Source organism: Micromonospora sp. DT68, assembly GCF_049847245.1.
Classification (GTDB): domain Bacteria; phylum Actinomycetota; class Actinomycetes; order Mycobacteriales; family Micromonosporaceae; genus Micromonospora; species Micromonospora profundi.
The window spans coordinates 60,101-87,038 of sequence record NZ_JBNCNZ010000014.1; the positions used below are offsets into that span (position 1 = coordinate 60,101).

At 69.8% G+C, this 26,938-nt stretch carries 25 protein-coding genes; 3 read left to right on the forward strand and 22 right to left on the reverse strand.

Annotated elements, in window-relative coordinates; genetic code table 11:
- Nucleotides 1-7: 7 nt before the first annotated feature.
- The 20 genes from ACPXB1_RS23000 to mqnC form a co-directional block, all read right to left on the reverse strand.
- The gene (locus ACPXB1_RS23000) at nucleotides 8-1,093 is read right to left on the reverse strand and encodes a polyprenyl synthetase family protein (protein WP_355588071.1); all 1,086 of its coding nucleotides are present in this window, start codon (nucleotides 1,091-1,093) and stop codon (nucleotides 8-10) included.
- Between the two features lie 91 nt (nucleotides 1,094-1,184).
- Nucleotides 1,185-2,738: an NADH-quinone oxidoreductase subunit NuoN gene (gene nuoN / locus ACPXB1_RS23005; protein ID WP_355588069.1), complete on the reverse strand. Its 1,554-nt coding sequence runs from the start codon at nucleotides 2,736-2,738 to the stop codon at nucleotides 1,185-1,187.
- Nucleotides 2,739-2,847: 109 nt separating this feature from the next.
- Nucleotides 2,848-4,380, reverse strand: coding sequence for an NADH-quinone oxidoreductase subunit M (locus tag ACPXB1_RS23010; RefSeq protein WP_355588067.1), 1,533 nt, complete (start codon nucleotides 4,378-4,380; stop codon nucleotides 2,848-2,850).
- 64 nt (nucleotides 4,381-4,444) lie between these two features.
- On the reverse strand, nucleotides 4,445-6,403 hold the full coding sequence (gene nuoL / locus ACPXB1_RS23015; protein ID WP_355588065.1) for an NADH-quinone oxidoreductase subunit L: 1,959 nt from the start codon (nucleotides 6,401-6,403) through the stop codon (nucleotides 4,445-4,447).
- A gap of 10 nt (nucleotides 6,404-6,413) precedes the next feature.
- Entirely contained in the window at nucleotides 6,414-6,731 is a 318-nt protein-coding gene (gene nuoK, locus ACPXB1_RS23020) for an NADH-quinone oxidoreductase subunit NuoK (protein WP_306272991.1), read from the reverse strand.
- Nucleotides 6,732-6,789: 58 nt separating this feature from the next.
- Nucleotides 6,790-7,560, reverse strand: coding sequence for an NADH-quinone oxidoreductase subunit J (locus ACPXB1_RS23025; RefSeq protein WP_355588063.1), 771 nt, complete (start codon nucleotides 7,558-7,560; stop codon nucleotides 6,790-6,792).
- Nucleotides 7,557-8,198 (reverse strand): NADH-quinone oxidoreductase subunit NuoI, encoded by a 642-nt coding sequence (gene nuoI / locus ACPXB1_RS23030; protein ID WP_053652233.1) that lies wholly within the window; start codon nucleotides 8,196-8,198, stop codon nucleotides 7,557-7,559. Before nuoI ends, ACPXB1_RS23025 begins: the two co-directional genes overlap by 4 nt.
- Before the next feature lies 1 nt (nucleotide 8,199).
- Nucleotides 8,200-9,549 carry an NADH-quinone oxidoreductase subunit NuoH gene (nuoH, locus tag ACPXB1_RS23035; protein WP_355588061.1) on the reverse strand — a complete coding sequence of 450 codons (1,350 nt, stop codon included), beginning with the start codon at nucleotides 9,547-9,549 and terminating at the stop codon, nucleotides 8,200-8,202.
- Between the two features lie 61 nt (nucleotides 9,550-9,610).
- The gene (locus ACPXB1_RS23040) at nucleotides 9,611-12,121 is read right to left on the reverse strand and encodes an NADH-quinone oxidoreductase subunit G (RefSeq protein WP_355627533.1); all 2,511 of its coding nucleotides are present in this window, start codon (nucleotides 12,119-12,121) and stop codon (nucleotides 9,611-9,613) included.
- Nucleotides 12,121-13,437, reverse strand: coding sequence for an NADH-quinone oxidoreductase subunit NuoF (gene nuoF / locus ACPXB1_RS23045; protein ID WP_355588057.1), 1,317 nt, complete (start codon nucleotides 13,435-13,437; stop codon nucleotides 12,121-12,123). Before nuoF ends, ACPXB1_RS23040 begins: the two co-directional genes overlap by 1 nt.
- Complete coding sequence (gene nuoE / locus ACPXB1_RS23050) at nucleotides 13,434-14,561, reverse strand: NADH-quinone oxidoreductase subunit NuoE (RefSeq protein WP_355627530.1); 1,128 nt, start codon at nucleotides 14,559-14,561, stop codon at nucleotides 13,434-13,436. Before nuoE ends, nuoF begins: the two co-directional genes overlap by 4 nt.
- A gap of 54 nt (nucleotides 14,562-14,615) precedes the next feature.
- Entirely contained in the window at nucleotides 14,616-15,941 is a 1,326-nt protein-coding gene (locus ACPXB1_RS23055; protein ID WP_355627527.1) for an NADH-quinone oxidoreductase subunit D, read from the reverse strand.
- Nucleotides 15,942-15,993: 52 nt separating this feature from the next.
- Nucleotides 15,994-16,731 (reverse strand): NADH-quinone oxidoreductase subunit C, encoded by a 738-nt coding sequence (locus tag ACPXB1_RS23060; RefSeq protein ID WP_053652227.1) that lies wholly within the window; start codon nucleotides 16,729-16,731, stop codon nucleotides 15,994-15,996.
- Between the two features lie 55 nt (nucleotides 16,732-16,786).
- Nucleotides 16,787-17,464: a NuoB/complex I 20 kDa subunit family protein gene (locus ACPXB1_RS23065; protein WP_355588052.1), complete on the reverse strand. Its 678-nt coding sequence runs from the start codon at nucleotides 17,462-17,464 to the stop codon at nucleotides 16,787-16,789.
- Nucleotides 17,465-17,478: 14 nt separating this feature from the next.
- Nucleotides 17,479-17,844: an NADH-quinone oxidoreductase subunit A gene (locus ACPXB1_RS23070; RefSeq protein WP_053652225.1), complete on the reverse strand. Its 366-nt coding sequence runs from the start codon at nucleotides 17,842-17,844 to the stop codon at nucleotides 17,479-17,481.
- A 186-nt stretch (nucleotides 17,845-18,030) separates the two neighbouring features.
- Nucleotides 18,031-19,308 (reverse strand): geranylgeranyl reductase family protein, encoded by a 1,278-nt coding sequence (locus ACPXB1_RS23075; protein WP_355588050.1) that lies wholly within the window; start codon nucleotides 19,306-19,308, stop codon nucleotides 18,031-18,033.
- A gap of 139 nt (nucleotides 19,309-19,447) precedes the next feature.
- A complete protein-coding gene (locus tag ACPXB1_RS23080; protein ID WP_355588048.1) occupies nucleotides 19,448-19,672 on the reverse strand; it encodes a hypothetical protein in 225 nt (74 codons plus the stop codon).
- Between the two features lie 79 nt (nucleotides 19,673-19,751).
- Nucleotides 19,752-20,462 carry a demethylmenaquinone methyltransferase gene (locus tag ACPXB1_RS23085; RefSeq protein ID WP_355588046.1) on the reverse strand — a complete coding sequence of 237 codons (711 nt, stop codon included), beginning with the start codon at nucleotides 20,460-20,462 and terminating at the stop codon, nucleotides 19,752-19,754.
- A gap of 168 nt (nucleotides 20,463-20,630) precedes the next feature.
- Nucleotides 20,631-21,896, reverse strand: a complete 1,266-nt coding sequence (locus ACPXB1_RS23090; protein ID WP_355588044.1) for an LPXTG cell wall anchor domain-containing protein — start codon at nucleotides 21,894-21,896, stop codon at nucleotides 20,631-20,633.
- Between the two features lie 475 nt (nucleotides 21,897-22,371).
- Entirely contained in the window at nucleotides 22,372-23,562 is a 1,191-nt protein-coding gene (gene mqnC, locus ACPXB1_RS23095; RefSeq protein WP_355588042.1) for a cyclic dehypoxanthinyl futalosine synthase, read from the reverse strand.
- A gap of 121 nt (nucleotides 23,563-23,683) precedes the next feature.
- Between mqnC and ACPXB1_RS23100 the strand changes: the two genes are divergently transcribed.
- Genes ACPXB1_RS23100 through ACPXB1_RS23110 form a run of 3 tightly spaced genes read left to right on the forward strand, consistent with a single transcriptional unit; the run spans nucleotide 23,684 to nucleotide 25,307 of the window.
- Entirely contained in the window at nucleotides 23,684-23,848 is a 165-nt protein-coding gene (locus ACPXB1_RS23100) for a hypothetical protein (RefSeq protein WP_355588040.1), read from the forward strand.
- Nucleotides 23,848-24,612: a peptidoglycan recognition protein family protein gene (locus ACPXB1_RS23105; protein ID WP_355588038.1), complete on the forward strand. Its 765-nt coding sequence runs from the start codon at nucleotides 23,848-23,850 to the stop codon at nucleotides 24,610-24,612. Before ACPXB1_RS23100 ends, ACPXB1_RS23105 begins: the two co-directional genes overlap by 1 nt.
- A 50-nt stretch (nucleotides 24,613-24,662) precedes the next feature.
- Nucleotides 24,663-25,307: a hypothetical protein gene (locus ACPXB1_RS23110; RefSeq protein ID WP_355627522.1), complete on the forward strand. Its 645-nt coding sequence runs from the start codon at nucleotides 24,663-24,665 to the stop codon at nucleotides 25,305-25,307.
- A 13-nt stretch (nucleotides 25,308-25,320) separates the two neighbouring features.
- Here the strand turns inward: ACPXB1_RS23110 and paaE are convergent, their stop codons facing one another.
- Nucleotides 25,321-26,430, reverse strand: a complete 1,110-nt coding sequence (gene paaE, locus ACPXB1_RS23115; RefSeq protein WP_355588034.1) for a 1,2-phenylacetyl-CoA epoxidase subunit PaaE — start codon at nucleotides 26,428-26,430, stop codon at nucleotides 25,321-25,323.
- A complete protein-coding gene (paaD, locus tag ACPXB1_RS23120; RefSeq protein ID WP_355588493.1) occupies nucleotides 26,427-26,906 on the reverse strand; it encodes a 1,2-phenylacetyl-CoA epoxidase subunit PaaD in 480 nt (159 codons plus the stop codon). Before paaD ends, paaE begins: the two co-directional genes overlap by 4 nt.
- Nucleotides 26,907-26,938 lie beyond the last annotated feature (32 nt).

Consider the following 26,938-nt stretch of genomic DNA (forward strand, 5'->3'; position numbering starts at 1 on the left):
TACGAGGTCAGCTGGTGCGGTCGGCGATGTAGTCGCAGAGCGACTCCAGCGCCCGACGCGACGGGGTCTCGGGAAGCGGCGCCAGTTGGGCGCGGGCGTCCTCGGCGTAGCTCCGCACGGTCTCGCGCGCCCGCTTCAGCGCCGGGCTCTCCCGCAGCAGCCCCAGGGCCTCGGCGTGCAACGCGTCGTCGACGAGCGGGCCGGTCGCCAGGATCTCCCGCAGCCGCACCGAGGACGCGTCGGAGTCGTCCGCCGCGCAGGCGTAGAGCACCGGCAGCGTCGGAACGCCCTCGCGCAGGTCAGTGCCGGGCGTCTTGCCCGACTGCACCGACTCGGAGGCGATGTCCAGCAGATCGTCGGAGAGCTGGAAGGCGACGCCGATCGTCTCGCCGTACCCGGCCAGGGCCTCGACGTGCTCGCTGGGGGCGCCACCGAACATGCCGCCGAAGCGGGCCGACGTGGCGATCAGGGAGCCGGTCTTCTCGGCGATCACACTCAGGTAGTGCGCCACGGGATCGTCACCGGGACGCGGGCCCACCGTCTCCGCGATCTGGCCGTGCACCAGGCGGGCGAACGTACGCGCCTGCAACCGGACGGCCTCGGGGCCCAGGTCGGCCGCGATGTCCGCGGCACGGGCGAAGAGATAGTCGCCGACCAGGATGGCGACCGAGTTGGTCCAGCGGGAGTTCGCGCTCGGCGCACCCCGGCGCACGGCCGCCTCGTCCATCACGTCGTCGTGGTAGAGCGTGGCCAGGTGGGTGAGCTCCATCACCACTGCCGCCGGAACGACCTGCGCGGCGTTGGGATCGCCGAACTGGGCGCCCAGCGCCACCAGCAGCGGCCGGAAGCGCTTCCCTCCGGCCTCGACGAGATGCCGGGCAGCCTCGGTCACGAACGGGTCGGCGCTTGCCACACTGGCCCGCAACTCGACCTCGACCTGGTCCAGCAGGCCCAGCACGGACGCCTCGACGCGGGAATCGGCGAGATGGAGGCCGAGCGCGCCGAACTGACTCGTGCTCGCCCGACCCCGGCGACCGCCGGAGCCGGTGGCACCTGAACGCTCGCCAGCCGGATTCACCACGCTATCAACCATGCCACATGCGTTCGACCTGCTCCGGGTCGGGGATACGACCGGGGGCCGACACGCCCTCGAGCGTGTCGGCCCCCGGTGACCGAGGTCGGCCTCAGCGAACGAATTCGGCGGCTCCGTTGGCGAGATCCAGCAGCGGCGCCGGGGCGATGCCCAGCGCCAGGGTGGCCAGCACGCCGATCATCAGCGCGGCGGAGGTGAGCCCGCCGGGCACAGTGACCGTCGGGGTGGACTCGCCCGGCTCGGACAGCCACATCATCACCACGACCCGCAGGTACGGGAACGCCAACACCATGCTGGTCAGCACACCCGCGATCACCAGCCAGCCGTGCCCGCTGTCCAGCGCCGGCCCGAAGACCGCGAACTTGCTGGTGAAGCCGCTGGTCAGCGGGATACCGGCGAAGGCCAGCAGGATGAACGTGAACAGCCCGGCGTAGAACGGGGAACGCCGACCCAGCCCTGCCCAGCGGGACAGGTGGGTCGCCTCCCCGTCGGCGTCGCGGACGAGTGTCACCACCGCGAACGCGGCGAGCACCGAGAAGCCGTACGCCACCAGGTAGAACATCGTGCCGGAGAGCCCGTCGCGGCTCGGCGCGAGCACGCCGACCAGCAGGTAACCGGCGTTGGCGATCGACGAGTACGCGAGCAGCCGCTTGATGTCGGTCTGCGTGACCGCGAGCACCGCGCCGACGAGCATCGTCAGCACCGCCACCGCGCCGAGCACCGGGGTGAAGTCCCAGCCGGCACCGGCGAACGCCACGTGGAAGACCCGCAGCAGCGCGCCGAACGCGGCGACCTTGGTGCAGGCCGCCATGAAGCCGGTGACAGGCGTCGGAGCGCCCTGGTAGACGTCCGGCGTCCACACGTGGAACGGGGCGGCAGCGGCCTTGAAGAGCAGGCCGATGGACAGCAGCGCCATACCGGCGAAGAGCAGGACCGGGCTGGCCGGCGACTCGGTCACCGCAGCGTTGATTGTGGCGAAGTCGACCCCCGCCTCCCGGCCGGGAATGCCGGAGGTGAAGCCGTAGATCAGCGCCACACCGAACAGGAAGAACGCCGAGGCGTACGCGCCGAGCAGGAAGTACTTCATCGCCGCCTCCTGGCTCAGCAGACGCCGGCGACGGGCCAGCGCGCAGAGCAGGTACAGCGGCAGCGAGAAGACCTCGAGCGCGATGAACATGGTCAGCAGGTCGTTCGCCGCCACGAAGATCAGCATGCCGCCGATCGCGAAGGAGACGAGCGGATACACCTCGGTGAGCCCGTTGCTGCCCTCGGCCTGCCGCCGGTCGTCGGCCGACTCGGCGGTCACCGCGGCCTGCGCCACGAATGCGCTGCCCCGCTCCACCGAACGGTCACCGATCAGCAGCAGCGCCATCGCGGCGAGCACCAGGATCGCGCCCTGGAGGAAGAGCGTCGGCCCGTCCACAGCGATGGCCTGACCGGCAGTGATGAGCCGGTCGTCAGCGTTGAGCACAACCATTGTCAGCGCGGCGAGGATGGCCAGCAGCGCCAGGGTCAACTGCACGATGTGCCGCCGACGCCGGGGCACGAACGCCTCCACCAGCACACCGAGCAACGCGGTGCCCAGCATGATCAGAATCGGGGCGAGCGCCGCATAGTCGAGCGACGGCAGTTTCAATTCGGTCACTGGGCCGACCTTTCGTTCACGACTGCGGGGCTCGCAAGCTCGCTCCTCGCGTTCACCGATGCCGACCTTTCGTTCACGACTGCGGGGCTCGCAAGCTCGCTCCTCGCGTTCACCGGCGCGCCTCCTGGACGGTGCCCACCGACGGGGCGGGGTCTGTCCTGCCGATGTCGTCCATTGTCGCCTGGACGGCGGGGTTGATCACGTCGGTGACCGGCTTGGGATAGAAGCCGAGCACGATGATCAGCGCGATCAGCGGGGCGACCACCGCCTTCTCACGCAGGTTGAGGTCGCGGCGCATCCCGTCGATCTGGGTGAGAGCCGGGTTGAGCGTGCCCTGCGTGGTGCGCTGGACCATCCACAACACGTACGCGGCGGCAAGGATGATGCCGACAGTGGCGATGACCGCCACCGGCTTGTTCACGGTGAACGTGCCGATCAGCACCAGGAACTCGGAGACGAACGGCGCCGTGCCGGGCAGCGCGAGCGAGGCGAGACCGGCGAAGAACAGCACACCCGCGAGCACCGGAACCAGCTTGCCGGCGCCACCGAAGTCGCTGATCAGCGACGAGCCACGCCGGCTGATCAACATGCCCACCACCAGGAAGAGCAGACCGGTGGCCAGCCCGTGGTTGAGCATGTAGAGCACCGCGCCGGTGCCGGCCTGGGTGGTGAAGGCGAAGATGCCGACCCCGATGAAGCCGAAGTGCGCGATCGAGGTGTACGACACCAGCCGCTTGAGGTCGTTCTGACCGACCGCCAGCAGCGCGGCGTAGACGATGCCGATCACACCGAGCGCCAGCGCCCACGGCGCGAACCACTTCGACGCCTCGGGGAACAGCGGCAGGCAGTACCGCAGGATGCCGAACGTACCCACCTTGTCCAGGACGCCGACAAGCAGCGCCGCGGCACCCGCCGGGGCCGCACCACCGGCGTCCGGCAGCCAGGTGTGGAACGGGAAGAACGGCGCCTTGATGGCGAACGCGATGAAGAACCCGAGGAACAGCCACCGCTCGGTGCCGGTGCTGATGTCGACCTGCGACAGCGCCTGCCAGTCGAAGGTCTTTCCGCCGACCACCCAGAGCCCGATGACCGCGGCCAGCATGAACAGACCGCCGACGAGCGAGTAGAGGAAGAACTTCACCGCCGCGTACTGCCGCTGATGGCCGCCGTAGCTGCCGATCAGGAAGTACATCGGCACAAGCATGACCTCGAAGAACACGTAGAACAGGAAGACGTCGGCGGCGGCGAAGACGCCGATCATCGTGCTTTCGAGGATCAGCAGCAGCGCGAAGTAGACAGGCACGGATCGCTTCGAGGACTCCGCGTCGTGCCAGGACGCCAGGATCACCAGCGGCACCAGCACCGCGATGAGCATCAGCATCACAAGCGCGATGCCGTCCGCGGCGAAGGTGAAGCTGACACCCCAGTTCGGAATCCACTTGTACGACTCGCGGAACTGGAACCGGTCACCGCCGGCGTTGAAGCTGACCCACATCACCACCGAGAGCACAAGCACCAGCAGCGACCAGGCGAACGCCACCTGTTTCGCCAGCTCCGGCCGGCGGCGCGGCAGGAAGGCCACCACCAGGGCGCCCACCAGCGGCGCCACGGTGAGCACCGAGAGGAACGGGAAGTTGGACATTATGCGGCCTTACCTCCGTCGTGGATGCGTAGCCCGCCGGCGGGGGCGGCCGGAAAGAGGTCGATCACGCGAACCACCCCGCCTGCACCGCCAGGAACGCCGCCATCACCAGCAGCGCACCGGCCAGGATCGAGGTGGCGTACGAGCGGACGAAACCGGTCTGCAGCCGCCGGAGGCGAGCCGAACCACCGCCGACACCGGCAGCCAGCCCGTTGACCAGCCCGTCGATGCCCCGGTTGTCGAGGAAGACCAGCGCCCGGGTGAGGAAGATACCGGGCTTCTCGAAGACCGCCTCGTTCACCGCGTCGGTGTAGAGGTTGCGCCGGGCGGCGGTGACAAGCACCCCGGCCGGCTGCGGCTCGGTGGCCGTACCGGCCCGGAACAGGAACCAGGCCAGCCCGGCGCCGAGCACTGTGATCAGCAGCGACAGGAAGGTGATCACGGTGTGCGAAAGGACCGCCTCGTGCTCCCCGTGCTCGCCGCCCAGCCCGGCCGTTGCCGTCAGCCAGTCCGGCACCGACGTGGCGAGCAGGAAGCCCGCGCCGACCGAGCCGATCGCCAGCAGGATCAGCGGGATCGTCATCAGCTTCGGCGACTCGTGCGGGTGCTCGATGTCCTCGGTCCACCGCTTCGGGCCGTGGAAGGTGAGCACGAACAGCCGGGTCATGTAGAAGGCGGTGAGCCCGGCGCCGAGCAGTGCGGCACCGCCGAACAGCCACGCCGTCCAGTCGCTGCGCTCGAAGGCGGCCACGATGATCGGCTCCTTGGAGAAGAAGCCGGAGAACGGGAACATGCCGATGATCGCGAGCCAGCCCATCATGAACGTCAACCAGGTGACCTTCATGTACTTCGACAGCCCACCGAAGCGGCGGATGTCCACCTGGTCCTTCATGCCGTGCATGACCGAGCCTGCGCCCAGGAACATGTTGGCCTTGAAGAAGCCGTGCGCCAGCAGGTGCACGATGGCAAGTGCGTACGCGCCACCGCCCAGGCCGACGCCGAGGAACATGTAGCCGATCTGGCTCACCGTCGACCAGGCGAGCACCCGCTTGATGTCGTCCTTGGCCGCGCCGATGATGCAGCCCATCAGCAGCGTGAGCGCGCCGACGCTGACCACCACGAGCTGGAGCGTCGAGTTGGCCGAGAAGATCGGGTTGGACCGGGCGATCAGGTAGACGCCCGCGGTGACCATCGTCGCGGCGTGGATGAGGGCCGACACCGGGGTGGGGCCCTCCATCGCGTCCGGCAGCCACGCCTGGAGCGGGAACTGGCCGGACTTGCCGGCCGCGCCGAGCAGCAGCAGCAGACCGAGCACCAGCACCGTGGTGGCGGTCAGTGAGCCGACCCCGTTGAACACCTCGTCGTACTGGGTGGTGCCCAGCGTGGCGAACATGATGAAGATGCCGATGGCCAGGCCGGCGTCGCCGACCCGGTTCATCAGGAACGCCTTCTTGCCGGCGGTGGCAGCGCTCGGCCGCCCGTACCAGAAGGAGATCAGCAGGTACGACGCCAGACCGACGCCCTCCCAGCCGAAGTACAGCATCACGTAGTTGTTGCCGAGCACCAGCAGCAGCATGGCCGCGACGAACAGGTTGAAGTACGCGAAGAACCGGCGGCGGCCCGTGTCGTGCGCCATGTACTCGACGGCGTACAGGTGGATCAGGAAGCCCACGCCGGTGATCAGGAGAACGAAGACCGCGGCCAGGGGGTCGAACAGCAGGCCGAAGTCGACACGTAGGTCACCGACCGCGATGAAGTCCCACAGGCTCAGCTCGACCGACTTGTTCTCCAGGCCACGCAGCTGGAAGAAGAAGGTCAGGCCGAGCACGAACGCGGCGCCGATGGCGGCGACGCCCAACCAGTGCCCCCAGCGGTCGGCCCGCTTGCCGAGCAGCAGCAGGACGGCAGCGCTGACGAGCGGGATCGCCACCAGCAGCCAGACACCGCCGAGCAAGCCGCCTGCCGAAGCGTAAGCGACGTCGCCGAGCGGCGCCGCTGCGGCGTGCGCCAGATTCTCTTCCACTGCTTGCCCCTTAGTACTTGAGCAGGTTGGCGTCGTCGACGCTCGCGGAGCGTCGAGTCCGGAAGATCGACATGATGATCGCGAGCCCGACCACGACCTCGGCCGCGGCCACCACCATCACGAAGAACGCCATGATCTGGCCGTTGAGGTCACCGTTGATCCGGCTGAAGGTGACAAGCGTCAGATTGGCCGCGTTGAGCATCAGCTCCACGCACATGAACAGCACGATCGCGTTGCGCCGGACGAGCACCCCTGCGGCGCCGATGGTGAACAGCACCGCGGCGAGGACCAGGTAGTAGTTCGGCTCGACCGAGAAGAACGATTCCATTACTTGTCTCGCCTTCCGTTCGCGGCTGCGGGGCTCCGCTTCGCTGCACTCCTCGCGCTCACCGGTCCGTCCCCTTCAGCGAGGTCTCCTCGGCGGTCAGCTCGCGCTGCGGAAGGATCGCCGGGGTGCTGTGGTCGGTCAGGCGGCCGTCGGGCAGCCGGGCCGGGGTGGCCACCGAGGAGGACGTCGCGAAGACGCCGGGGCCGGGCTTGGGGCCGGGGTAGTTGCCCGGCGCGAAGCGCGCCCGCATCGTCGACGGCTGGTCGACCTTGTCCTGCTTACGGCGCTCGATGTGCGCGAGCACCATGGCACCGACCGCCGCGGTGATCAGCAGCGCCGAGGTCAGCTCGAACGCCAGGACGTACTTGGTGAAGAGCAGCCGGGCGATGCCCTGCACGTTGCCTTCCGCGTTCGCCTGCTCCAGGCCGACAGCGGTGGTGCCGTCCAGCGCGTGGTAGACGCCGCTGCCGATGAGGCCGGCGAAGCCCAGACCCAACACGATGGCGGCGACCCGCTGGCCGCGCAGCGTCTCGATGAGCGAGTCGGAGGCGTCCCGACCGACAAGCATGAGCACGAACAGGAACAGCATCATGATCGCGCCGGTGTAGACGATTATCTGCACCATGCCGATGAACGGCCCGGCCTGGAGCACGTAGAACACGCCCAGGCAGAGCATGGTGAGCACCAGCCACAGCGCCGAGTGCACGGCGTTGCGGGCGGCCACCATCCCGATCGCGCCGATCAGCGCGAGGGGCGCGAGGATCCAGAAGGTGACCTGCTCGCCGCCGGACACCCCGCCCGCCGCGGCCAGCACCGTAGACGTGGTCATGCTCCCTCTCCCTTGCCGGCCGCCGCACGCTGGGCGGCCTGCTCGGCACCCGGGAACGTCACGCCTGGGTGTTCCTCGACCTTGTAGCGGCCGGGGCCCATCGGGGACGTCTCGGCACCGGCGGAGGTGCCCGGGTTGTCGAGCGCGCCGACGTAGTAGTCCTTCTCGCTGTCGCCCAACCGCATCGGGTGCGGCGGTTGCTCCATGCCCTCGAGCAGCGGTGCCAGCAACTGCTCCTTCGTGAAGATCAGATCCTGCCGGTTGTCCCGGGCCAGCTCGTACTCGTTGCTCATCGTGAGCGAACGGGTCGGGCAGGCCTCGATGCACAGTCCGCAGAAGATGCACCGGGCGTAGTTGATCTGGTAGATGCTGGCGTACCGCTCACCTGGCGAGAAGCGCTGCTCGTCGGTGTTGTCGCCACCCTCGACGTAGATCGCGTCCGCCGGGCAGGCCCAGGCGCACAGCTCACAGCCGATGCACTTCTCCAGGCCGTCCGGGTGCCGGTTGAGGATGTGCCGCCCGTGGTAGCGCGGCGCCGAAACCGGCGGCTTGAACGGATAGTCGGTGGTGACGACCTTCCTGAACATGTGCGAGAAGGTGACCCCGAATCCCTTGAACGTTCCGGTGATCGCGCCCACGTCACACCTCCCTGGAGTCCGAGCCGGCGGCGATGTTGGCCGGCTCCCGCTCGGCGACCACGCGCGTGATACGCGGGCTCGGTGGTACCTGTAGATCCATCGGTGGCAGCGGGAAGCTCCCGTACGGCCGGCTGTCCACCTGTTCCTGCGGCGTCTGCGTCGGCTTGGGCTTGCGGCTCGGCCAGAACAGCGTGGCGATCAGCAGGATGCCGGCCGGGATACCGACCGCGATGAGCTTGCCCTGCGAGTCCCAGTCCTCGATGGAGCGCAGGCCCGCCAGGACCAGGATCCAGACCAGGTTGATCGGCAGCAGCACCCGCCAGCCCAGCCGCATGAACTGGTCGTACCGGAGCCGGGGCAGCGTGCCGCGCAGCCAGACGAAGACGAAGACCAACGCGACGACCTTGCCGAAGAACCAGAGCATCGGCCACCAACCGGAGTTGGCGCCCTCCCAGATCGTGAGCGGCCACGGCGCGTGCCAGCCGCCGAGGAAGAGCGTCACGGTGAACGCCGACATCGTCACCATCGCGACGTACTCGCTGAGCATGAACAGCGCGAACTTCAGCGAGCTGTACTCGGTCTGGAAACCCGCCACCAGCTCGGACTCCGCCTCGGGCAGGTCGAACGGCGCCCGGTTGGTTTCACCGACGATGGCGATGAAGAACATGATGAAGCTCGGCAGCAGCAGCAGCCCGTACCAGCCGGGGGCCGGGACCGTGAAGTCGCCGAAGCTGAGCTGCGTGGCGTCGCCCTGTGCGGCGACGATGCCGCTTGTGGACATCGTGCCCGCCGTCATGAACACCGCGACGACGCTCAGGCCCAGCGTGACCTCGTAGGAGACCAGTTGGGCGGCGGAGCGCAGGCCGCCGAGCAACGGGTACGTGGAACCGGACGCCCAGCCGCCGAGCACGATGCCGTACACCGCGAGCGAAGACAGGGCCAGCACCAGCAGGACGGCCACCGGCACGTCGGTGACCTGCAGTGGCGTCCGGTGCCCGAAGATGCTGACCATCGGGCCGAACGGCATCACCGACAGCGCGGTGACCGCGCAGACCACCGAGATCACCGGCGCGAAGAAGTAGACGACCTTGTCCGCCGCTTTCGGCAGGATGTCTTCCTTGAACGCCAGCTTCAGGCCGTCGGCGAGGGTTTGCAGCAGACCGAACGGACCGACCTGGTTGGGGCCGGGCCGCACCTGCATGTAACCCACCACGCGCCGCTCGAACCAGACACCGAGCAGGGTGGCCAGCACGGCGAAGACGAACGCGAAGAGGATCTTGATGAGGACCAGCCACCACGGATCCCGGCCGAAGTCGGCCAGCGTCGGATCCTGGGCTAGGAGGACGCTCACTGTGCCCACCTTTCGTTCGCGACTGCGGGGCTCACTCGCTGCGCTCGTTCACTCCTCGCGCTCACTGGTTACCCCCAGCGCTGTTGAGGAGCGGACCCGGGAGACCGGCCTCGTCGGCCGCCACCCGCCCGGCCGGCACGGCCGCGCTCGCTGCCGGAACGGAGATCCGGACGACAGCGCCGGACGTCGCCCCGAGGCTGCGACGCACTGTCGAGCCCGGCGAGTTCGTCGGCACCCAGACGACGCCGTCCGGCATCTCGGTGAGAGCCGCCGGCAGGGTCACTGCCCCCCGGTCGGTGCCGACGGTCACCGCGTCGCCGTCGGCGACACCGAGGGCCTCGGCGGTGCCCTTGCCCAGCCGGACGACCGGAGGGCGGGCGGTGCCGGCGAGGTGCTCGTCGCCCTCGGTCAGAGTGCCGAGGTCGACCAACTGGTGCCAGGTGGACAGCACAGCCTCACCGGAACGCGGGTGCGGCGCGGCGCCCGGCGACACCGACGGCGGCGCCGGTCGCTGGGTGCGCGTGGCCGGCAGCGAGCCCAGCTCACGGCGCACGCTCGGCACGTCGGCCGTGCCCAGTCGCACGTCCAGCAGAGCGGCCAGCGCGTCGAGCACCCGGCCGTCGGTCATCGCCGCGGTCGTCAGCACCGCCTCGAACGGACGCAGCCGACCCTCCCAGTCCAGGAAACTGCCGGACTTCTCGACCACCGGCGCGACAGGCAGGACCACGTTCGCCCGCCGGGTCACAGCGCTGCCGCGCAGCTCCAGGCTGACCAGGAAAGGCACCGCGTCCAGCGCGGTCTCGGCCAGCCGCGGGTCGGCCAGGTCGGACGGGTCGACCCCGCCGACCACAAGCGCGCCGAGCTGACCGTTGGCGGCCGCCGCCAAGATGCCGTCGGTGTCCCGACCGGCCTGGCTCGGGATCACCCCGGCCGGGATGTCCCACGCCTCGCCCAGCTCGGCCCGCGCGGCCGGCTCGGTGACCAGCCGGCCACCGGGGAGCAGGTTGGGCAGGCAGCCCGCGTCGACAGCACCGCGGTCACCCGCGCGTCGCGGCACCCAGGCCAGCTTCGCACCGGTACGCCGTGCCACGTCCGCCGCGGCGGAGAGCCCGCCCGGCACACTTGCCAGCCGCTCGCCGACGAGAAGGATCGCGCCCGGCGCGCTCAGCGCCTCGGCGACGGTGGCGTGCTCGGCGAGAACGCTCGCCTCCTCGCCCGGCACCACCCGGGCCAGCTTGGCACCGAGCTTCTCCAGGCCGCGGGTTGCGAACGGCGCCAGCGCGTACACCGTCAGGGTCTTCTTCAGGTACGCCTTGCGCAGCCGCAGGAAGAGGATCGGGCACTCCTCCTCCGGCTCCAGACCGACGAGCACCACAGCCGGCGCGTTCTCCACGTCGGTGTAGGTGACGTCGGTGACCCCGGCGACCGAGCTGGCCAGGAAGTCGGCCTCCTCGCGGGAGACCGGCCGTGCCCGGAAGTCGATGTCGTTGGTGTTCAGCGCGACCCGTGCGAACTTCGCGTACGCGTACGCGTCCTCGACTGTCAGCCGACCGCCGGTGAGCACCGCGGTGCCCTGGCCGCCGTCGCGGGCCGCGCGCAGCCCGTCGGCGGCCACGGTGAGCGCCTCACTCCAGGACGCCTCGCGCAGCTCACCGGTCTTGTCGTCGCGGACCAACGGGGTGGTCAGCCGATCGGTGGCGCGGGTGTACTGGAAGCCCCACCGGCCCTTGTCGCAGTTCCACTCCTCGTTCACCGCCGGCTCGTCGCCGGCCAGCCGGCGCAGCACCTTGCCGCGCCGCCAGTCGGTGCGCTGCCCGCAGCCGGCCGAGCAGTGCTCGCAGACGCTCGGGCTGGAGACCAGGTCGAACGGGCGGGCCCGGAAGCGGTACTGCGCGCCGGTCAGCGCACCCACCGGGCAGATCTGCACCGTGTTGCCGGAGAAGTAGGAGTTGAACGGCACGTCCCCGGCATCGCCCTCCTCGCCGTACGCGTCGTCCCGGTAGATGTTGATCTCCTCGGCGGACGACCGGCCCATCAGGTCGATGAACTTGTCGCCGGCGATCTCCTCGGAGAACCGGGTGCAGCGCTGGCACAGCACGCAACGCTCGCGGTCCAGCAGCACCTGGCTGCTGATCGCCATCGGCTTCTCGTACTCCCGCTTGTGCTCGTGGAAGCGCGAGTCGGTGCGGCCGGTGGACATCGCCTGGTTCTGCAGCGGGCACTCGCCGCCCTTGTCGCACATCGGGCAGTCCAGCGGGTGATTGAGCAGCAGCAGCTCCATCACCCCCTCCTGCGCCTTCTTGGCGACGGGCGAGGTGAGCTGGGTGCGGACCACCATGCCGTCGGCGACGGTCTGGGTGCAGGAGGCAACCGGCTTGCGCTGCCCCTCCACCTCGACCAGGCACTGCCGGCACGCGCCGGCCGGGGCCAGCAGCGGGTGGTCGCAGAACCGGGGGATCTCGGTGCCCATCTGCTCGGCGACCCGGATCAGCAGCGCCCCCTTGGGGGCGGTGACCTCGACGCCGTCGATGGTGAGGGTGACGGTCTCGGCCTGCTTGGCTACGTCGGTCATTAGTGGGCTCCCACCAGCTGCTTGTCCGACAGCTTCGGCGCGGTACGTCCCTCGATGTAGTCGAGGTAGTCCTGCTTGAAGTACTTCAGCGACGAGGTCACCGAGCTGGTCGCACCGTCACCGAGGCCGCAGAACGAACGACCCAGGATGTTGTCACAGGTGTCCAGCAGGGTTTCCAGGTCCTCGTGGGTGCCCTGACCGGAGAGGATCCGCCGGTAGACCCGGACCATCCAGTAGTTGCCCTCGCGGCACGGGGTGCACTTCCCGCACGACTCGTGGTGGTAGAACTCCAGCCACCGGTAGGTCGCGTAGACCGGGCAGTCCTGGTCGGAGAAGATCTGCGTGGCAGTGGTGCCGAGGATCGAGCCGGCCGCCGCCACGCCCTCGAAGTCCAGCGGGACGTCCAGGTGCTCGGCGGCGAGCAGCGGGGTGGACGAGCCGCCCGGGGTCCAGAACCTCAGGTTGTGGCCGGGCTGCATCCCGCCGGCAAGCTCCAGCAGCTCGCGCAGCGTCACACCCATCGAGCACTCGTACTGGCCTGGGTTGGCGATCCGGCCGGAGAGCGAGTAGATCATCGGCCCGGACGACTTCTCCGTGCCCATTGACTTCCACCAGTCGGCCCCGCCGAGCACGATCGGCGGCACGCTGGCGATGGTGCCGACGTTGTTCACCACAGTCGGGCTGGCGTACAGGCCGTGGGTGGCCGGGAACGGCGGACGCAGCCGGGGCTGGCCGCGGAAGCCCTCCAGCGAGTCGAGCAGCGCCGTCTCCTCGCCACAGATGTACGCCCCGGCGCCGGAGTGCACCACCAGCTCCAGGTCGAAGCCGCTGCGCAGGATGTTCCGGCCCAGGTAGCCCTTGTCGTACGCCTCCTGGACGGCGTTGCGCAGCCGGCGCGCGGCGTGCACCGCCTCGCCCCGGATGTAGATGTAGGCGCGGCTGGCCCGGATCGCGTACGACGCGATGATCACGCCCTCGACCAGCGCGTGCGGGTCGTGGGTCATCAGCGGCAGGTCCTTGCAGGTCCCCGGCTCGCCCTCGTCGGCGTTGACCACCAGGTAGTGCGGCTTGCCGTCGCCCTGCGGGATGAAGCCCCACTTCAGACCGGTGGGGAAGCCCGCGCCACCCCGGCCGCGCAGCCCGGAGTCCTTGATCAGTTGGATCAGGTCGTCCGGGTGGGCCTTGAGGGCCTTGCGCAGCGCGGCGTAGCCGTCCAACTGCTCGTAGGTGCCGATCCGCCAGGCGTCCGGCGACAGCCAGCGCTTGGTCAGCACCGGCGTCAGCTTGGCCAGCGTCTCCGGGCGGGGAGTGGTCACTTCTGTGCCCCCGTTTCGGTAGCGGCGGCGGAGTTCGCGCCATCAGCGCTCGCCGACGCTTCGGTGAGGTTGCGCTCCTGCGCGTCGGTGGAGTCACCGGCGGGCTTGCCGTCGCCGGCCGGCTCGTTGGCCGCCACACCGGCGGCCTCCGCCTCCCGCGCCTCGCGCGGGCCCGGCGGCGAGGTCTCCGCCGGAACCTTCGTGCCGGGTGCGTCCGGCGCCGCGGTCTCCGCGTCGGGCTGCCGGGTCTCGGCGGTACGCACCTGCGGCGACTTGGCGTCCGGTGCCTTCACGTCCCTGGCGGTGCTGCCGGCCGCCGCGGCGGCGGGAGTCCGCTCGCCCGTGCCGGCCTTACCGCTCGCGTCCCCGGACTGCACGGGAGTCGCCGGCTTCGCGGCCTCGGCGGCGGCCTTCGCCTTCGCCGCCTCCTTGTCCGCCTCGGCCTTGCTGCGGATCGGCGTGTTCGGGTCGAAGCCCGGCACCGAGACGCCGTGCTCCTGCGCCAGCCGCAGCCCGCGCAGGGTGGGCTCGCCCGGCCCGCCGTCGGCGACCGCGCCGTCCCGCTCGTCGGCGAAACCTGCGAGCTGCACCGCCATCTCCTTGAGCGTGCAGAGCCGGGCGCCACGGGTCGGCATCGGCCGGCCACCGGCACGCAGCTCGTCGACCACACCGACCGCTGTGGACGGGTCGACGCCGTCGAAGAAGTCGTAGTTGACGGTCATCACCGGCCCGTAGTCGCAGGCCGCCAGGCACTCGGCGTGCTCCAGCGTGATCGTCCCGTCGGCGGTGGTCTCGTCGTGCCCGACACCCAGGTGCTCGGAGAGCGTGTCGTAGACCTCCTGACCGCCCAGCACGTTGCACATGGTGTTTGTGCAGACGCTGACCAGGAAGTCGCCGGTCGGCTTGCGCTTGTACATGGTGTAGAAGGTGGCCACCGCGCCGACCTGGGCCTTGTTCAGGCCGAGCACCTCGGCGCAGAACGTGACACCAGCCGGCGAGACGTACCCCTCCTCGGACTGGACCAGGTGCAGCAGCGGCAGCAGAGCCGAGCGGGACCGGTCCGCCGGGTAGCGGGCGATGATCTCGCGCGCCCGCTCCCGGGTCTCGTCAGTGAACGTCGTCATCTCAGCGTCGCCTTCCGTTCGCGACTGCGGGGCTCGCAAGCTCACTCCTCGCGCTCACCTGTCACACCCACCCATCACGGGATCCAGCGAGGCGCCGCCGGCGATCACGTCGGCGATCAGGCCGCCCTCGGCCATCGCCGGCAGGGCCTGGAGGTTGACGAAGCTCGGCTCCCGGTAGTGCACCCGGTACGGCCGGGTGCCACCGTCGGAGACCGCGTGCACGCCCAACTCGCCGCGGGGCGACTCGATGCCGACGTACACCTGGCCGGGCGGGACCCGGAAGCCCTCGGTGACCAGCTTGAAGTGGTGGATCAGCGACTCCATCGACTGACCCATGATCTTCGCGACGTGCTCCAGCGAGTTGCCCATGCCGTCGACACCGATGGCGAGCTGGGCCGGCCACGCGATCTTGCGATCGGCGACCATCACCGGACCCGGCTTCAACCGGTCCAGCGCCTGCTCGACGAGCTTCATGGACTCCCGGATCTCGGCGAGCCGGACCAGGTAGCGGCCCCACACGTCACCGTCGGTGTGGGTCGGCACGTCGAACTCGTACGTCTCGTAGCCGCAGTACGGCATTGTCTTGCGCAGGTCCCAGGCGAGCCCGGCGGAGCGCAGCACCGGCCCGGTGACGCCGAGCGCCACGCAGCCGGTGACGTCGAGCACCGCGACGTTCTTCGTCCGCTCCAGCCAGATCGGCTGGCCGGAGAGCAGGTCCTCGTACTCCTTGAGCTTCTTCGGCATCATCTTGAGGAAGTCACGGATCTTGGCGATGGCCTCGTCCGGAACGTCCTGCGCCACACCGCCCGGCCGGACGTACGCGTGGTTCATCCGCAGACCGGTGATGGTCTCGAAGATGTCCAGGATGTACTCCCGCTCGCGGAAGCCGTAGAGCATGATCGAGATCGCGCCCAGCTCCATGCCGGTGGTGGCCAGCCAGACCAGGTGCGACGAGATCCGGTTGAGTTCCATCATCAGCACGCGGATGGTGGTGGCGCGCTCGGTGATGTCGTCGGTGATGCCGAGCAGCTTCTCGACCGCGAGGGCGTACGCCGTCTCGTTGAAGATCGGGGCGAGGTAGTCCATCCGGGTCACGAACGTCGAGCCCTGCACCCAGTTGCGGTATTCGAGGTTCTTCTCGATACCTGTGTGCAGGTAGCCGACGACCGAGCGGGCCTCGCGGACCGTCTCGCCCTCAAGCTCCAGGATCAGGCGCAGCACCCCGTGCGTGGACGGGTGCTGCGGACCCATGTTGACCACGATCCGCTCGTCGTTGAGCGGGTCGGCGCCCGAGACGACCGTGTCCCAGTCGCCACCGGTGACGGTGAAGACCCGACCCTCGGCGGTCTCGCGCTCGGTTGCGTAGTTCGACGTGGTCACAGTGCCCGCCCTCCGTTCACGACTGCGGGGCTCGCAAGCTCACTCCTCGCGCTCACTGGTAGGACCTCCTCCGGTCCGGCGGCGGAATCTCGGCGCCCTTGTACTCGACGGGCACCCCACCGAGCGGGTAGTCCTTACGCTGCGGGTGACCCTCCCAGTCGTCCGGCATGAGGATCCGGGTCAGGGCGGGATGGCCGTCGAAGACGATGCCGAACATGTCGTACGCCTCCCGCTCCTGCCAGTCCGCAGTCGGGTAGACGGCGGTCACGCTGGGCAGGTGCGGCTGCTCGACGGAGACCGCGGCCTCCAGCCGGACCCGACGCCGGTACGTCATCGAGGTGAGCAGGTAGACCACGTGCAGCCGGCGTTCGTCGGCGCCGAGGTAGTCCACACCGGACACCGAGGAGCACAGCTCGAAGCGCAGCGCCATGTCGTCCCGCAGCACCTGGCAGACCTCGGCGATCCGCTCCGGGCGGACGTGCAGGGTCAACTCGCCCCGGTCGACGACGACCTTCTCGATCGCGTCTCCGAAGGCCGGGTACGCCTCCTCCAGCGCGTCGCGGACCTCGTCGAAGTAGCCGCCGTACGGTCGGGCGGCCTCCTCGATGGGCTGGCGCTGGCGGACCAGGCCGCCGTAGCCGGACACGTCGCCGGTGCCCTGGTTGCCGAACATCCCGCGGCCGGCCGGGCTGGACGGCGGGTACTCGGCCGGGGCGGTGCCGCTAGCGCCGGCCGGGGTGACCGGAACCGGCACACCCCCGTCATTGGTCCTGTCGTTCGGTGCGGTCACTGCGCCTGCCCTCCGTTCGCGACTGCGGGGCTCCGCTTCGCTGCACTCCTCGCGCTCACTTGGGGCCCCTGTGCGCGTGGAGGTGGTTCTGGGCGTTCATCCAGTTCTCGATACGCAGTTGCTCCTCGCGGCCCTCGCGGACCGCCTGGGTCCACTCGGCACGCCGAGCCTTGTCGCTGCGGTACGAGGACGGCATGGAGCCGTACGGCACGACCGGCACGTCACCGCGCTCCTGGCGGGCCGCAAGCATCTTGCGGCCGTTCGCACCCAGCGGCTCGTACATGATCTTCTCGCGGAGCTTGAGGATCGCGTCGATGAGCATCTCGGGCCGGGGCGGGCAGCCGGGCAGGTACATGTCGACAGGCACGACGTGGTCGACGCCCTGCACGATGGCGTAGTTGTTGAACATGCCGCCGCTGCTGGCACAGACGCCCATCGAGAGCACCCAGCGGGGCTCGGCCATCTGGTCGTAGATCTGGCGCAGCACGGGTGCCATCTTCTGGCTCACCCGCCCGGCCACGATCATCAGGTCGGCCTGCCGGGGCGAGGCCCGGAAGACCTCCATGCCCCAGCGGCCCATGTCGTAATGCGGACCACCGGCGGCCATCATCTCGATGGCGCAGCAGGCCAGGCCGAAGGTGGCGCCCCACACGGACGACTTCCGGGACCAGTTGACCAGCTTCTCCACCGAGGTGAGCAGGACGCCGGCGGGAAGCTTCTCCTCGATGCCCATCTGACGTTCCTTCCTCAGTCCCAGTCCAGGCCGCCGCGCCGCCACACATAGGCGTACGCGACGAAGACCGCGACGATGAACAGGACCATCTCCACGAAGCCGAAGATCGGCAGAGCGTCGAACGAGACCGCCCAGGGGTAGAGGAAGATGATCTCAATGTCGAAGACGATGAAGAGCATCGCCGTCAGGTAGAACTTGATCGGGAATCGCCCGCCGCCAACCGGCTGCGGACTGGGCTCGATGCCACATTCATAGGCTTCGAGCTTGGCCTTGTTGTATCGACGGGGGCCAGTTATCCGGGCAGCGCCGACAGAGAACAGCGCGAACGCCGCGGCGAGGGCGAAGAGCCCGATGATCGGTGCGTAAGGCGAGAGCGACATCTTTTCTCCTGCTCGTCCTTCCCTGCCCTCGGTGCTTGACAAAATTCACACTATTCACATCCCTGCCGGTGGTTGCCAGCGGGGGTCGATCTCTGTCCGGATCGGAACTGTGACCAGTCTCGACACGGTTTTCAGCAGCTCCCCGCCGGCGTCGGTGGCGGCGGGAAGTGAGGTCATCGGCGTCATTTACACGGCCGGAGCCGCCTTCGTCATCGCGTTGATGACCCGGTCCATCGCGTCCCCACCACGGGGGTCGGTCAGGTTGGCCAGCAGTTTGAGCACGAATCGCATCAGCGTCGGATGCGGCATTCCGTGTTTGGTGGCGATCCGCATGATCTCCGGACGGCCGATCAGCTTCACGAAGATGCCGCCCAGCCGGTAGTAGCCACCGAGGCGGGCCTTCAGCTCGTTCGGGTACGCCATCAGCGCCCGCTCCCGCTCCGGGCCGGCCGGTCGGGCGAGCGCCTGCACCACGACCTCGGCCGCCAACTCGCCGGACTCCATCGCGTACGCGATGCCCTCGCCGTTGAACGGGTTGACCATGCCGCCGGAGTCACCGACGAGCAGCACGCCCCGGGTGTAGTGCGGCACCCGGTTGAAGCCCATCGGCAGCGCGGCGCCGAGGATGGGACCGTCGGCGTTCGTCTCGTCGGTCATGCCCCACTCGGCGGGGGTGTTGGCGAGCCAGTCGGTGAGCAGCCGGCGGTAGTTGGTCTTGCCGAACGCGGACGACGAGTTGAGCACGCCGAGGCCGACGTTCACCCGCCCGTCGCCGAGGCCGAAGATCCAGCCGTAGCCGGGCAGCAGGTTGTCGCCGCTGTCCTTGCTGCGCAGCTCCAGCCACGACTCCAGGTAGTTGTCGTCGTGCTTGAGCGGGGACCGGTAGTAGCGGCGGACGGCCACGCCGATCGGCCGGTCCTCCCGCTTGGCCAGCCCGAGCGCCAGCGGGAACCGACCCGAGACGCCGTCGGCGGCCACGACAAGCGGGGCGCGGAAGGTGGTGGGCTCCTTGCCGGGCCCCACCTCGGCCTCGACACCTGTCACGCGGCCGTCGCCGTCGAGCACCGGGCCGAGCACGTTGACGTTGGTACGGAGTTTCGCGCCGGCGGCCACCGCGCGCTGGGCGAGCAGGTCGTCGAAGTCGAGCCGGGTGCGCACCAGGCCGTAGTTGGGGAAGCTCGCCAGCTCGGGCCAGTCCAGCTCCAGGCGGACGCCGCCGCCGATCACCCGCAGGCCACGGTTGTGCAGCCAGCCGCCCTCGGGCGAGGTGTCCACGCCCATCCGGATGAGCTGCCGCACCGCGCGCGGGGTCAGCCCGTCGCCGCAGACCTTCTCCCGAGGGAACTCGGTCTTCTCCAGCACCAGCACGCGTACGCCGTGCCGGGCCAGGTGGTACGCAGTCGCCGATCCACCGGGGCCGGCGCCAACGACGATGACGTCGGCGTCGTGTTCCACCGCGGTCATTCGCACCTCCTCCCGCACGCTCGTGAAATGCTTCACAAGCCAGACGAGACGAGTGTATGACCGGTGTCATACCAGCGCAGGGTCAGGGGTACCTAAGTCGCTGGTGTTACAGCCGGTGACCGTCCACAGTAGTCAGGTGTCAGATCCGACTGGGCGCTTCCAGGCCCGCGTCAACCCGGATGGTTTCCGGCAAATGCTCACGTAACGCACCCCCGGCGGCCCGGTCCAGGGCGGCGAGCACCTCGGCGACGACCTGCCGCACCTCCGCCGGGTCGGCGCCGGCAAGTGCGCGCAGTTGCGCGACGAGCTCGGCCGCGTCGTCGTCGGTGGCGGTCACCGGGCCCGCCGGGTCTGCTCCGGTCATGCCGGCAAGCGTACCGGGCAAAGTAGACAAAATTCCGACATTGCCGAAAGGTGAACCGATTCGGGTAGGAGTGGGCCGCTTACTCGCGGATCCCCCTGTGCAGGGCGACCACGCCGCCGGTCAGGTTGCGCCACGCCACCCGTCCCCACCCGGCGGCACCGATACGTCCGGCCAACGCGGCCTGGTCCGGCCATGCCCGGATCGACTCGGCCAGGTAGACGTACGCCTCCGGGTTGCTGGACACCGCACGGGCCACCGCCGGCAGCGACCGCATGAGGTACGACAGGTAGACCGTCCGGAAGGCCGGATTGACGGGCGTGCTGAACTCGCACACCACGAGCCGCCCGCCGGGCCGGGTGACCCGGGCCAGCTCGCGCAGGGCCGCATCGGTGTCGTTGACGTTGCGAAGCGCGAACGAGATGGTCACCGCGTCGAAGCTGGCGTCGGCGAACGGCAGTCGCAGGGCGTCCCCGGCCAGCAGCGGCACCTCCGGTCGCGCCCGCTTGCCCGCGTACAACATGCCCAGCGACAGATCCGCGCCGACCGCGTACGCCCCGGAATGGGCGAGCTCACGCGTCGAGACACCGGTGCCCGCTCCCACGTCCAGCACCCGCTCGCCGGGCCGCAGGCCGAGCGCGGCCCGGGTGGCCCGACGCCAGGAGCGATCCTGGCCGAAGGAGAGCACAGTGTTCGTCAGGTCGTAACGCTCCGCCACATCGTCGAACATCGCGGCGACCTCGTGCGGCTGCTTGTCCAGGCTGGCTCGCTGGCCCTGCGGGGTACGGCTCACCCCTCCACTCTGCCAGCCGCCCGCCAACAGACGAGCGCTGGGTCTGCGTACCTCTGACCGGTCGGAAGCATCGGCGCTGCCTGCGGCGATGGAGCAGGCACTGGCGGCGGCCCTGGCACGCGAAAGGGCGGGGTGGTCGCCCACCCCGCCCTTCACGTCATGCCTCGGTCAGTCGGTCGACTTCTCGTCGCCCGGGGCGACCAGGACGACCTTGCGTCGGCGGGAGAGCACAAGCAGCGCTCCACCCACGAGCAGGATCATGCCGCCGATGCCGCCGATCAGGCCGACCTGCACACCGGTCACCGGGAGACCGCCGCCACCGGAACCGCCACCGGAACCAGGCGACGTGGTGACGCCGGGAGACGTCGTCGTACCCGGTGACGTCGTGCCACCCGGGGTCGGCGTCGCCGTCGGCGAGGGCGTGGCCGTCGGCGTCGGGGTGGGCTGCACGGTCAGGTCGACGAAGACGTCGAACTGCGCGCTGTTGTCCACCTCGTCGACCTCGGTGAACGCCTTGCGCTGCGCGCCGGTGGCGACCTTCGGCTGCTCCTCGGGGCTACCCACTGACGCGTCCAGACCGGCTGCCCACAGGAAGCCGGGCCGGAGCACCGACTCGGTGACGTCCGAGCCGACCTTCACCTTGATGCCCGCGGTGTAGAACTGCCCCGGCTTCAGCACCACACCGGTGTCCTCGCAGTACGCGTTCGCGAAGCCTCCCAGCGGCTGCTCGATGCAGCCCTCCGGCAGCTCGGCGAAGGTGACGCCGGCCGGCAGGGTGATCCCGTACGCCACGCCGGTCGCCTTGCGGCTGCCGTCGTTGTAGATCGCCCAGTCCAGCGGCGCGGTCTCGCCGCGCTTCACAGCCCGGAGGTCGGACTCGCCGACCTCGTCGCCGTCGACAGTCACGTTCGCGTAGACGTCCTGCACCCAGGCGGTGAGGTCGTAGCCGGGTTCGGTGACGGTGATGTCGTGCTCGACGGTGTTGTCGTCGAGGTTGGGGTCGGTGGTGGCCGAGCTGATCGTGACGACGAGCGTGCCGCCGTTACCGCGACCACCGGTGGAGAAGAGCGGGATACCGAAGTCCTCGGTGGTGCCGGCGGCCAGATCGCCGAGCAGACAGGTGAACTTCGTGCCGGTGACGTCGCACCCGATCGGGACGAGGTAGCCCACCTTGCGGTTCTTGAGGCCCTTCGTCTCCACGGTGACCCGGACGTCCTTGGCGTCGACAGTGCTCCGGGTGTTGTCGACCTGGAACTTGAACGGCTTGGCCTTGGCCTCCTTGACGCCCTTGGCCAGCTGGTAGCTCAACGGCTGCAGCGCGAGGTCGGCCCCTTCGGCGGCCTGCGCCGGGGCGGCGACGGTGGCCAGGCCACCGGCCGCGAGCAGGGCCACGACGCCGGCGCGAGCCAGAGTCGAGCGGTGGAACGGTGTCATCAGTCCCCCGGGGGATAGGGAAGGCAATGGTTGTGGGAACGAGCGGACGTTATCGAAGGTCGATCTCCCGCGCCAGCGTGGGAGCCGCATTTCCACTGTCTTTACCGGACCGGGCAGACGGTACGGGCGGAATGGTCACCCATCCCGCCCGTACCGCCGTGCGTTATATGAACGACCCTCATGGGTCGATGGAGGACTACCCCGGTCCAGCACCCGTCCGACCACCTCCACCAGCACCGCGTGCGGAATCCGCCGATCCGCGCACCTGGGCGGCGGGTGGTGAGGACGGGTATGGCCGGGACGGTAGCCGCCCACGATCATCTCCACCAGCCCTGCAGCGGGCAGCCTGGCGCTGCGACGGCACTGTCGACCCGTACCGCCGAGGCACCGGCGCGGGAGCACGACCCCTGATCAACCGAACGGCCGCGCGAGGGCACTACCCCCTGGTCAACCGAACGGTCGAGCCGGGCCCGCCTCAGTTGACCTCGACCAGGGGGAGCGACCGGCCGGCACCGCCACCAGGCAGCGCGATCGACGAGAAGTGCGAGACCACCCGCTCGTCGGTCGGGTCGTCGGCCGGGGTGTGGTGCACCGCCAACCGGTTGTAGAGGGTGTCCCGCTGGGCCGGGATGCGGTCGGCGGAGCGGATCATGCCGATCAGCTCGTGCAGGTTGGAGCGGTGCCGAGCGCCGGCGGAGGAGATGACGTTCTCCTCCAGCATGATCGAGCCGAGGTCGTCCACGCCCATGTGCAGCGCGAGCTGCCCGACGTCCTTGCCGGTGGTCAGCCAGGACGCCTGAAGGTGCGGCACCGTCTCGAAGAAGAGCCGGGCCACCGCGACCAGGCGCAGGTACTCCAGCGTGGTCGCCTGGGTGCGGCCCTTGAGGTGGTTGTTCTCCGGCTGGTACGTCCACGGGATGAACGACCGGAAACCACGGGTGCGGTCCTGCACGTCGCGGATCATGCGGAGGTGCTCGATCCGCTCGGCGTGCGTCTCGCCGGTGCCCATCATCATGGTGGCTGTCGACTCGACGCCCTGCCGGTGGGCCAGCTCCATGACCTCCAGCCAGCGCTCACCCGACTCCTTGAGCGGCGCGATTGCCTTACGCGGGCGCTCGGGCAGCATCTCCGCCCCGGCACCGGCGATGGAGTCCAGACCGGCGGCCTTGATCCGGGCGATGGCCTCGTCCAGGCTCACGCCGGACACCTTGGCCATGTGCAGGATCTCGCTCGGGCCGATCGAGTGGATGGCGAGCTGGGGGTACGCCTGCTTGACCGAGGAGAACAGCTCCTCGTAGTACTCGACGCCGTAGTCCGGGTGGTGCCCGCCCTGGAGCATGACCTGGGTCGCGCCCAGCTCGACCGCCTCGCCGCAGCGACGCAGGATCTCCTCGGTCGGGTGGGTCCATCCCTCGGAGTGCTTGGGTGCCCGGTAGAACGCGCAGAACTTGCACGCCGTCACGCAGACGTTCGTGTAGTTGATGTTGCGGTCGATCAGGTAGGTGACGACGTTGTCCGGGTAGCGCCGCCGGCGCACCGCGTCCGCCGCCTCGCCCAACGCGTGAAAGGGCGCCTCCGTGTAGAGCAGCAGCGCCTCCTCGGGCGTGATCCGCCCGCCGTCCGCGCCGCGTTGCAGGATGTCGTCGATCTCGCGGTTCGCCGTCACACCCCGAGCGTACGCCGACCGCACCGGACCCCACGTCGCCCACCCTCGCGCTCCGGCACGGAAAGCGCGGTGACGATCGCCACGCCCACACGGCAAGCCATCGATATTCTACGATTCGTTGATGACCGACGAACCCGCACCCGCAACGAGGCGCGCGCTACGCCGTCGTGCCTTCCTGACCCTGGCTCCTCTCGCGGCCGGCGGCCTGGTGCTCACCGCGTCCCCCCACCCGGCCGCAGCGACCGCTCCCGCACCGGAGTGCCTCGCCGACCTGCTGGAACGCTGATGGCCACCATCGGTTGGCTGGCCGACGTACTCCGCTCAGCCGGTGTCTCGGTGGTGGAGGAGGGCAACTGGCTCGGCCGGGTGGCCGGCAGCTCGTTCAACCCGATCGGCGTGCTCTGGCACCACACCGCCGCCACCTCCAGCGCCGCCAACCCGCATCCCGCCCTGGGCATCTGCATCAACGGCCGCTCCGACCTGCCCGGCCCGCTGTGCCACGCGCTCGTCGACTACAACGGCGTCTTTCACGTCATCTCCGGCGGGCGGGCCAACCACGCCGGGTCCAGCCGTGGCAGCGGCCCCATCCCGGCCGGCGACGGCAACACCCTCCTGGTCGGTTGGGAGATCGACTACAACGGGGTCGACCAGCGGATGACCCCCGCCCAGTACGCCGCCTCCGTACTCGCCACCGCCGCAGTACTGCGCCGGCTGGGCCGCGACGCCAGCCATGCACGTGGCCACCGGGAGACAAGCACCACCGGCAAGATCGACCCCTCCTTCATCGACCTCGACACGATGCGCGCCGACGTCGCCCGACAGCTCACCGGCAACCCGCCCCTCGACCTCTGGAAGGACGACATGAAACTCATCCAGTCCACCAACCGGGGCATCGCCCTGGTCGGCCCCGGCTACTTCCGGCTGCTCCGCACCGACGAAGAGGTCCACGCCGCCGTCGCGCTCGTCGGCAACCCGCTCGTCGGCAACGACCGACAGTTCGACCTGTGGCGCAGCATCGCCTTCGACGGTCAGGTAAAGGCACCGAGCTGACCCGCGACGGGCACGCCGGCGGCCTCGCGTCGGGCACCTACGCTCTCGGCGTGTCCGTCCAATCGCACCCGCCCACCCCCGTACGCGTGGTCGGCGCCCGCTCCGCCCTGTGGTCCGTCGCGATGACGGCCGCGTTGATCGGCTTCGGCCTGGCCGTGATCGTCGTGGCCACGGCGGTCGGCTACCTCGCCGTGGGGCTGCCGACCGCGGTGCCGATCAGCGTCGGCCTGGTCGGCTGCCTGGCCTTCTCGGTCGCCCTGCGCCTGCTGCACCGGGGCTGGTGGCTGAGCGTGCTGTCGGTGATGCCGGCCCTGTTCGTGCTTGTGGGCGCCGTGCAGCTGGCCCCGGAAGCGGTGCTCCAGCAGCGCGGCGTCGCCCAGCAGGTGACCATCACCGACGTGCAGACCACCGGCAAGCGGCACGAGTTCGGCCTCCAGGGCGCCACCAGCCGGCTCGACGAGCCGCTTGTCTACCGGGGCAGCTCCCCCGGCTACCGCGTCGGTCAGCGCCTGACAGTGCTCGTCGACCCGCAGGGTCAGGTGGATCTGACCGACGCGCAGGACGTGGACCCGGCCGGGAAGCAGCGCATGCTCGTCATGGGCGCGGCGGGATGGGCCCTGCTCGCGCTCCTCGCCGGGTGGCGCGGCCACGTGAGCCGCGCCCGTGGCCGGGCCGCCTCGGAACCGCCCTGGTGATTGGACCGGGGCGTCAGGCGTCGTAGTCGACGGTGAGCCTGTCGGTGGTCGGGCTGGACTGGCAGGTCAGCACGTAACCGGCGGCCAACTCGTCGGGCTCCAGGGCGTAGTTGCGGGCCATCGTGACCGCCCCGTCGACGACCTTCGCCTTACAGGTCGAGCAGACACCACCCTTGCAGGCGTACGGCAGTTCGCCGCGCACCTTCAGCGCGGCGTCCAGCACCCGTTCCTCACGGCCCATCGTGAAGTTCGACGACCGGCCGTCAAGCACGATCGTGACCTCCGCGCCGGCACCCGGCTGGTCGGCGGGGCGCACCACAGGCTCCGGCGGCGCGTCGACGTGGAACAACTCGGTGCGTACCGCCGACTCGGGCAGCCCGCGCCCGGTCAGCACGTCCCGGGCGTCGACCACCATGGCGTACGGGCCGCAGAGGAACCACTCCTCGATGACGTCGCCCGGCACGATGGTGTCCAGCAGACGGCCCAGCCGCTCGGCGTCGATCCGCCCGGAGAGCAGCGGCGACTCGCCCTGCTCGCGGGACAGCACGTGCACGAGGTGCAGCCTTGTGGGGTAGCGGTCCTTCAGGTCGGCCAACTCCTCGGCGAACATCACTGTGTTCGCCGTGCGGTTGCCGTACACCAGTGTGAAGGTGCTGGCCGGCTCGACGGCCAGAGCCGTCGCGACCAGCCCGAGCACCGGCGTGATGCCGGAACCGGCGACGACCGCGCCGTAGTGCCGCACCCGGTCCGGCGCGAACGCCGTGGTGAACGTGCCAAGCGGCGGCAGCACCTCGACCGTGTCGCCGCCACGCAGCGCGCCGCACGCGAACGCCGAGAACGCGCCGCCGGGGATCTCCCGCACGCCGATCCGCAGCCGCCCGTGCCGGGCCAGGTCGTCGGGGGTGGAGCAGATCGAGTACGACCGCCGCACGTCCTCGCCGTCGTCGGTCACCCGACGCACCGTGAGGTGCTGGCCCGCGCGGAACGCGAAGGTGTCGCGCAACTCCTCGGGTACGGCGAACGTGACCGCCACCGAGTCGTCGGTGAGCCTGTCGACGGCGGAGACCGGCAGCGGGTGGAAGACCGGCCGGCGGCGGACCGGCCGGGTGATGGTGACTGTCACAGTGCCTTCAGGTGGTCGAAGGGTTCGGAACACGAACGGCAACGCCACAGCGCCTTGCAGGCGGTCGAGCCGAACCGGCTCACCTGCTCGGTCTCCGGCGACCCGCAGCGCGGGCAGCGGACCGCCAGGGTCAGCGCCACCACGCCGGGCGCGGCGACCGGCGACGGTGGGGCGATCCCCGCTGCGGCGAGCTTGGCCCGCCCATCGTCGGAGATCCAGTCGGTGCTCCAGGCCGGGCTGAAAACGGTGCGGACCTCGACGTCCGGGTGTCCGGCGGCGGCAAGCGCGCGCCTGATGTCGGCCCGGATGACGTCCATGGCCGGGCAGCCGGTGTAGGTCGGGGTGATGGTGACGGTGACCCGCCCGGTGGCGGGGTCCTCCTCGACCGCGCGCAGGATCCCCAGTTCGTCGATCGTGATGACCCGGATCTCCGGGTCCACCACCGCCGCCACTGCAGTACGCGGATCGACAGGCACGCGGTCACCGGCCGCAGGGCTGGGCCGCGTCG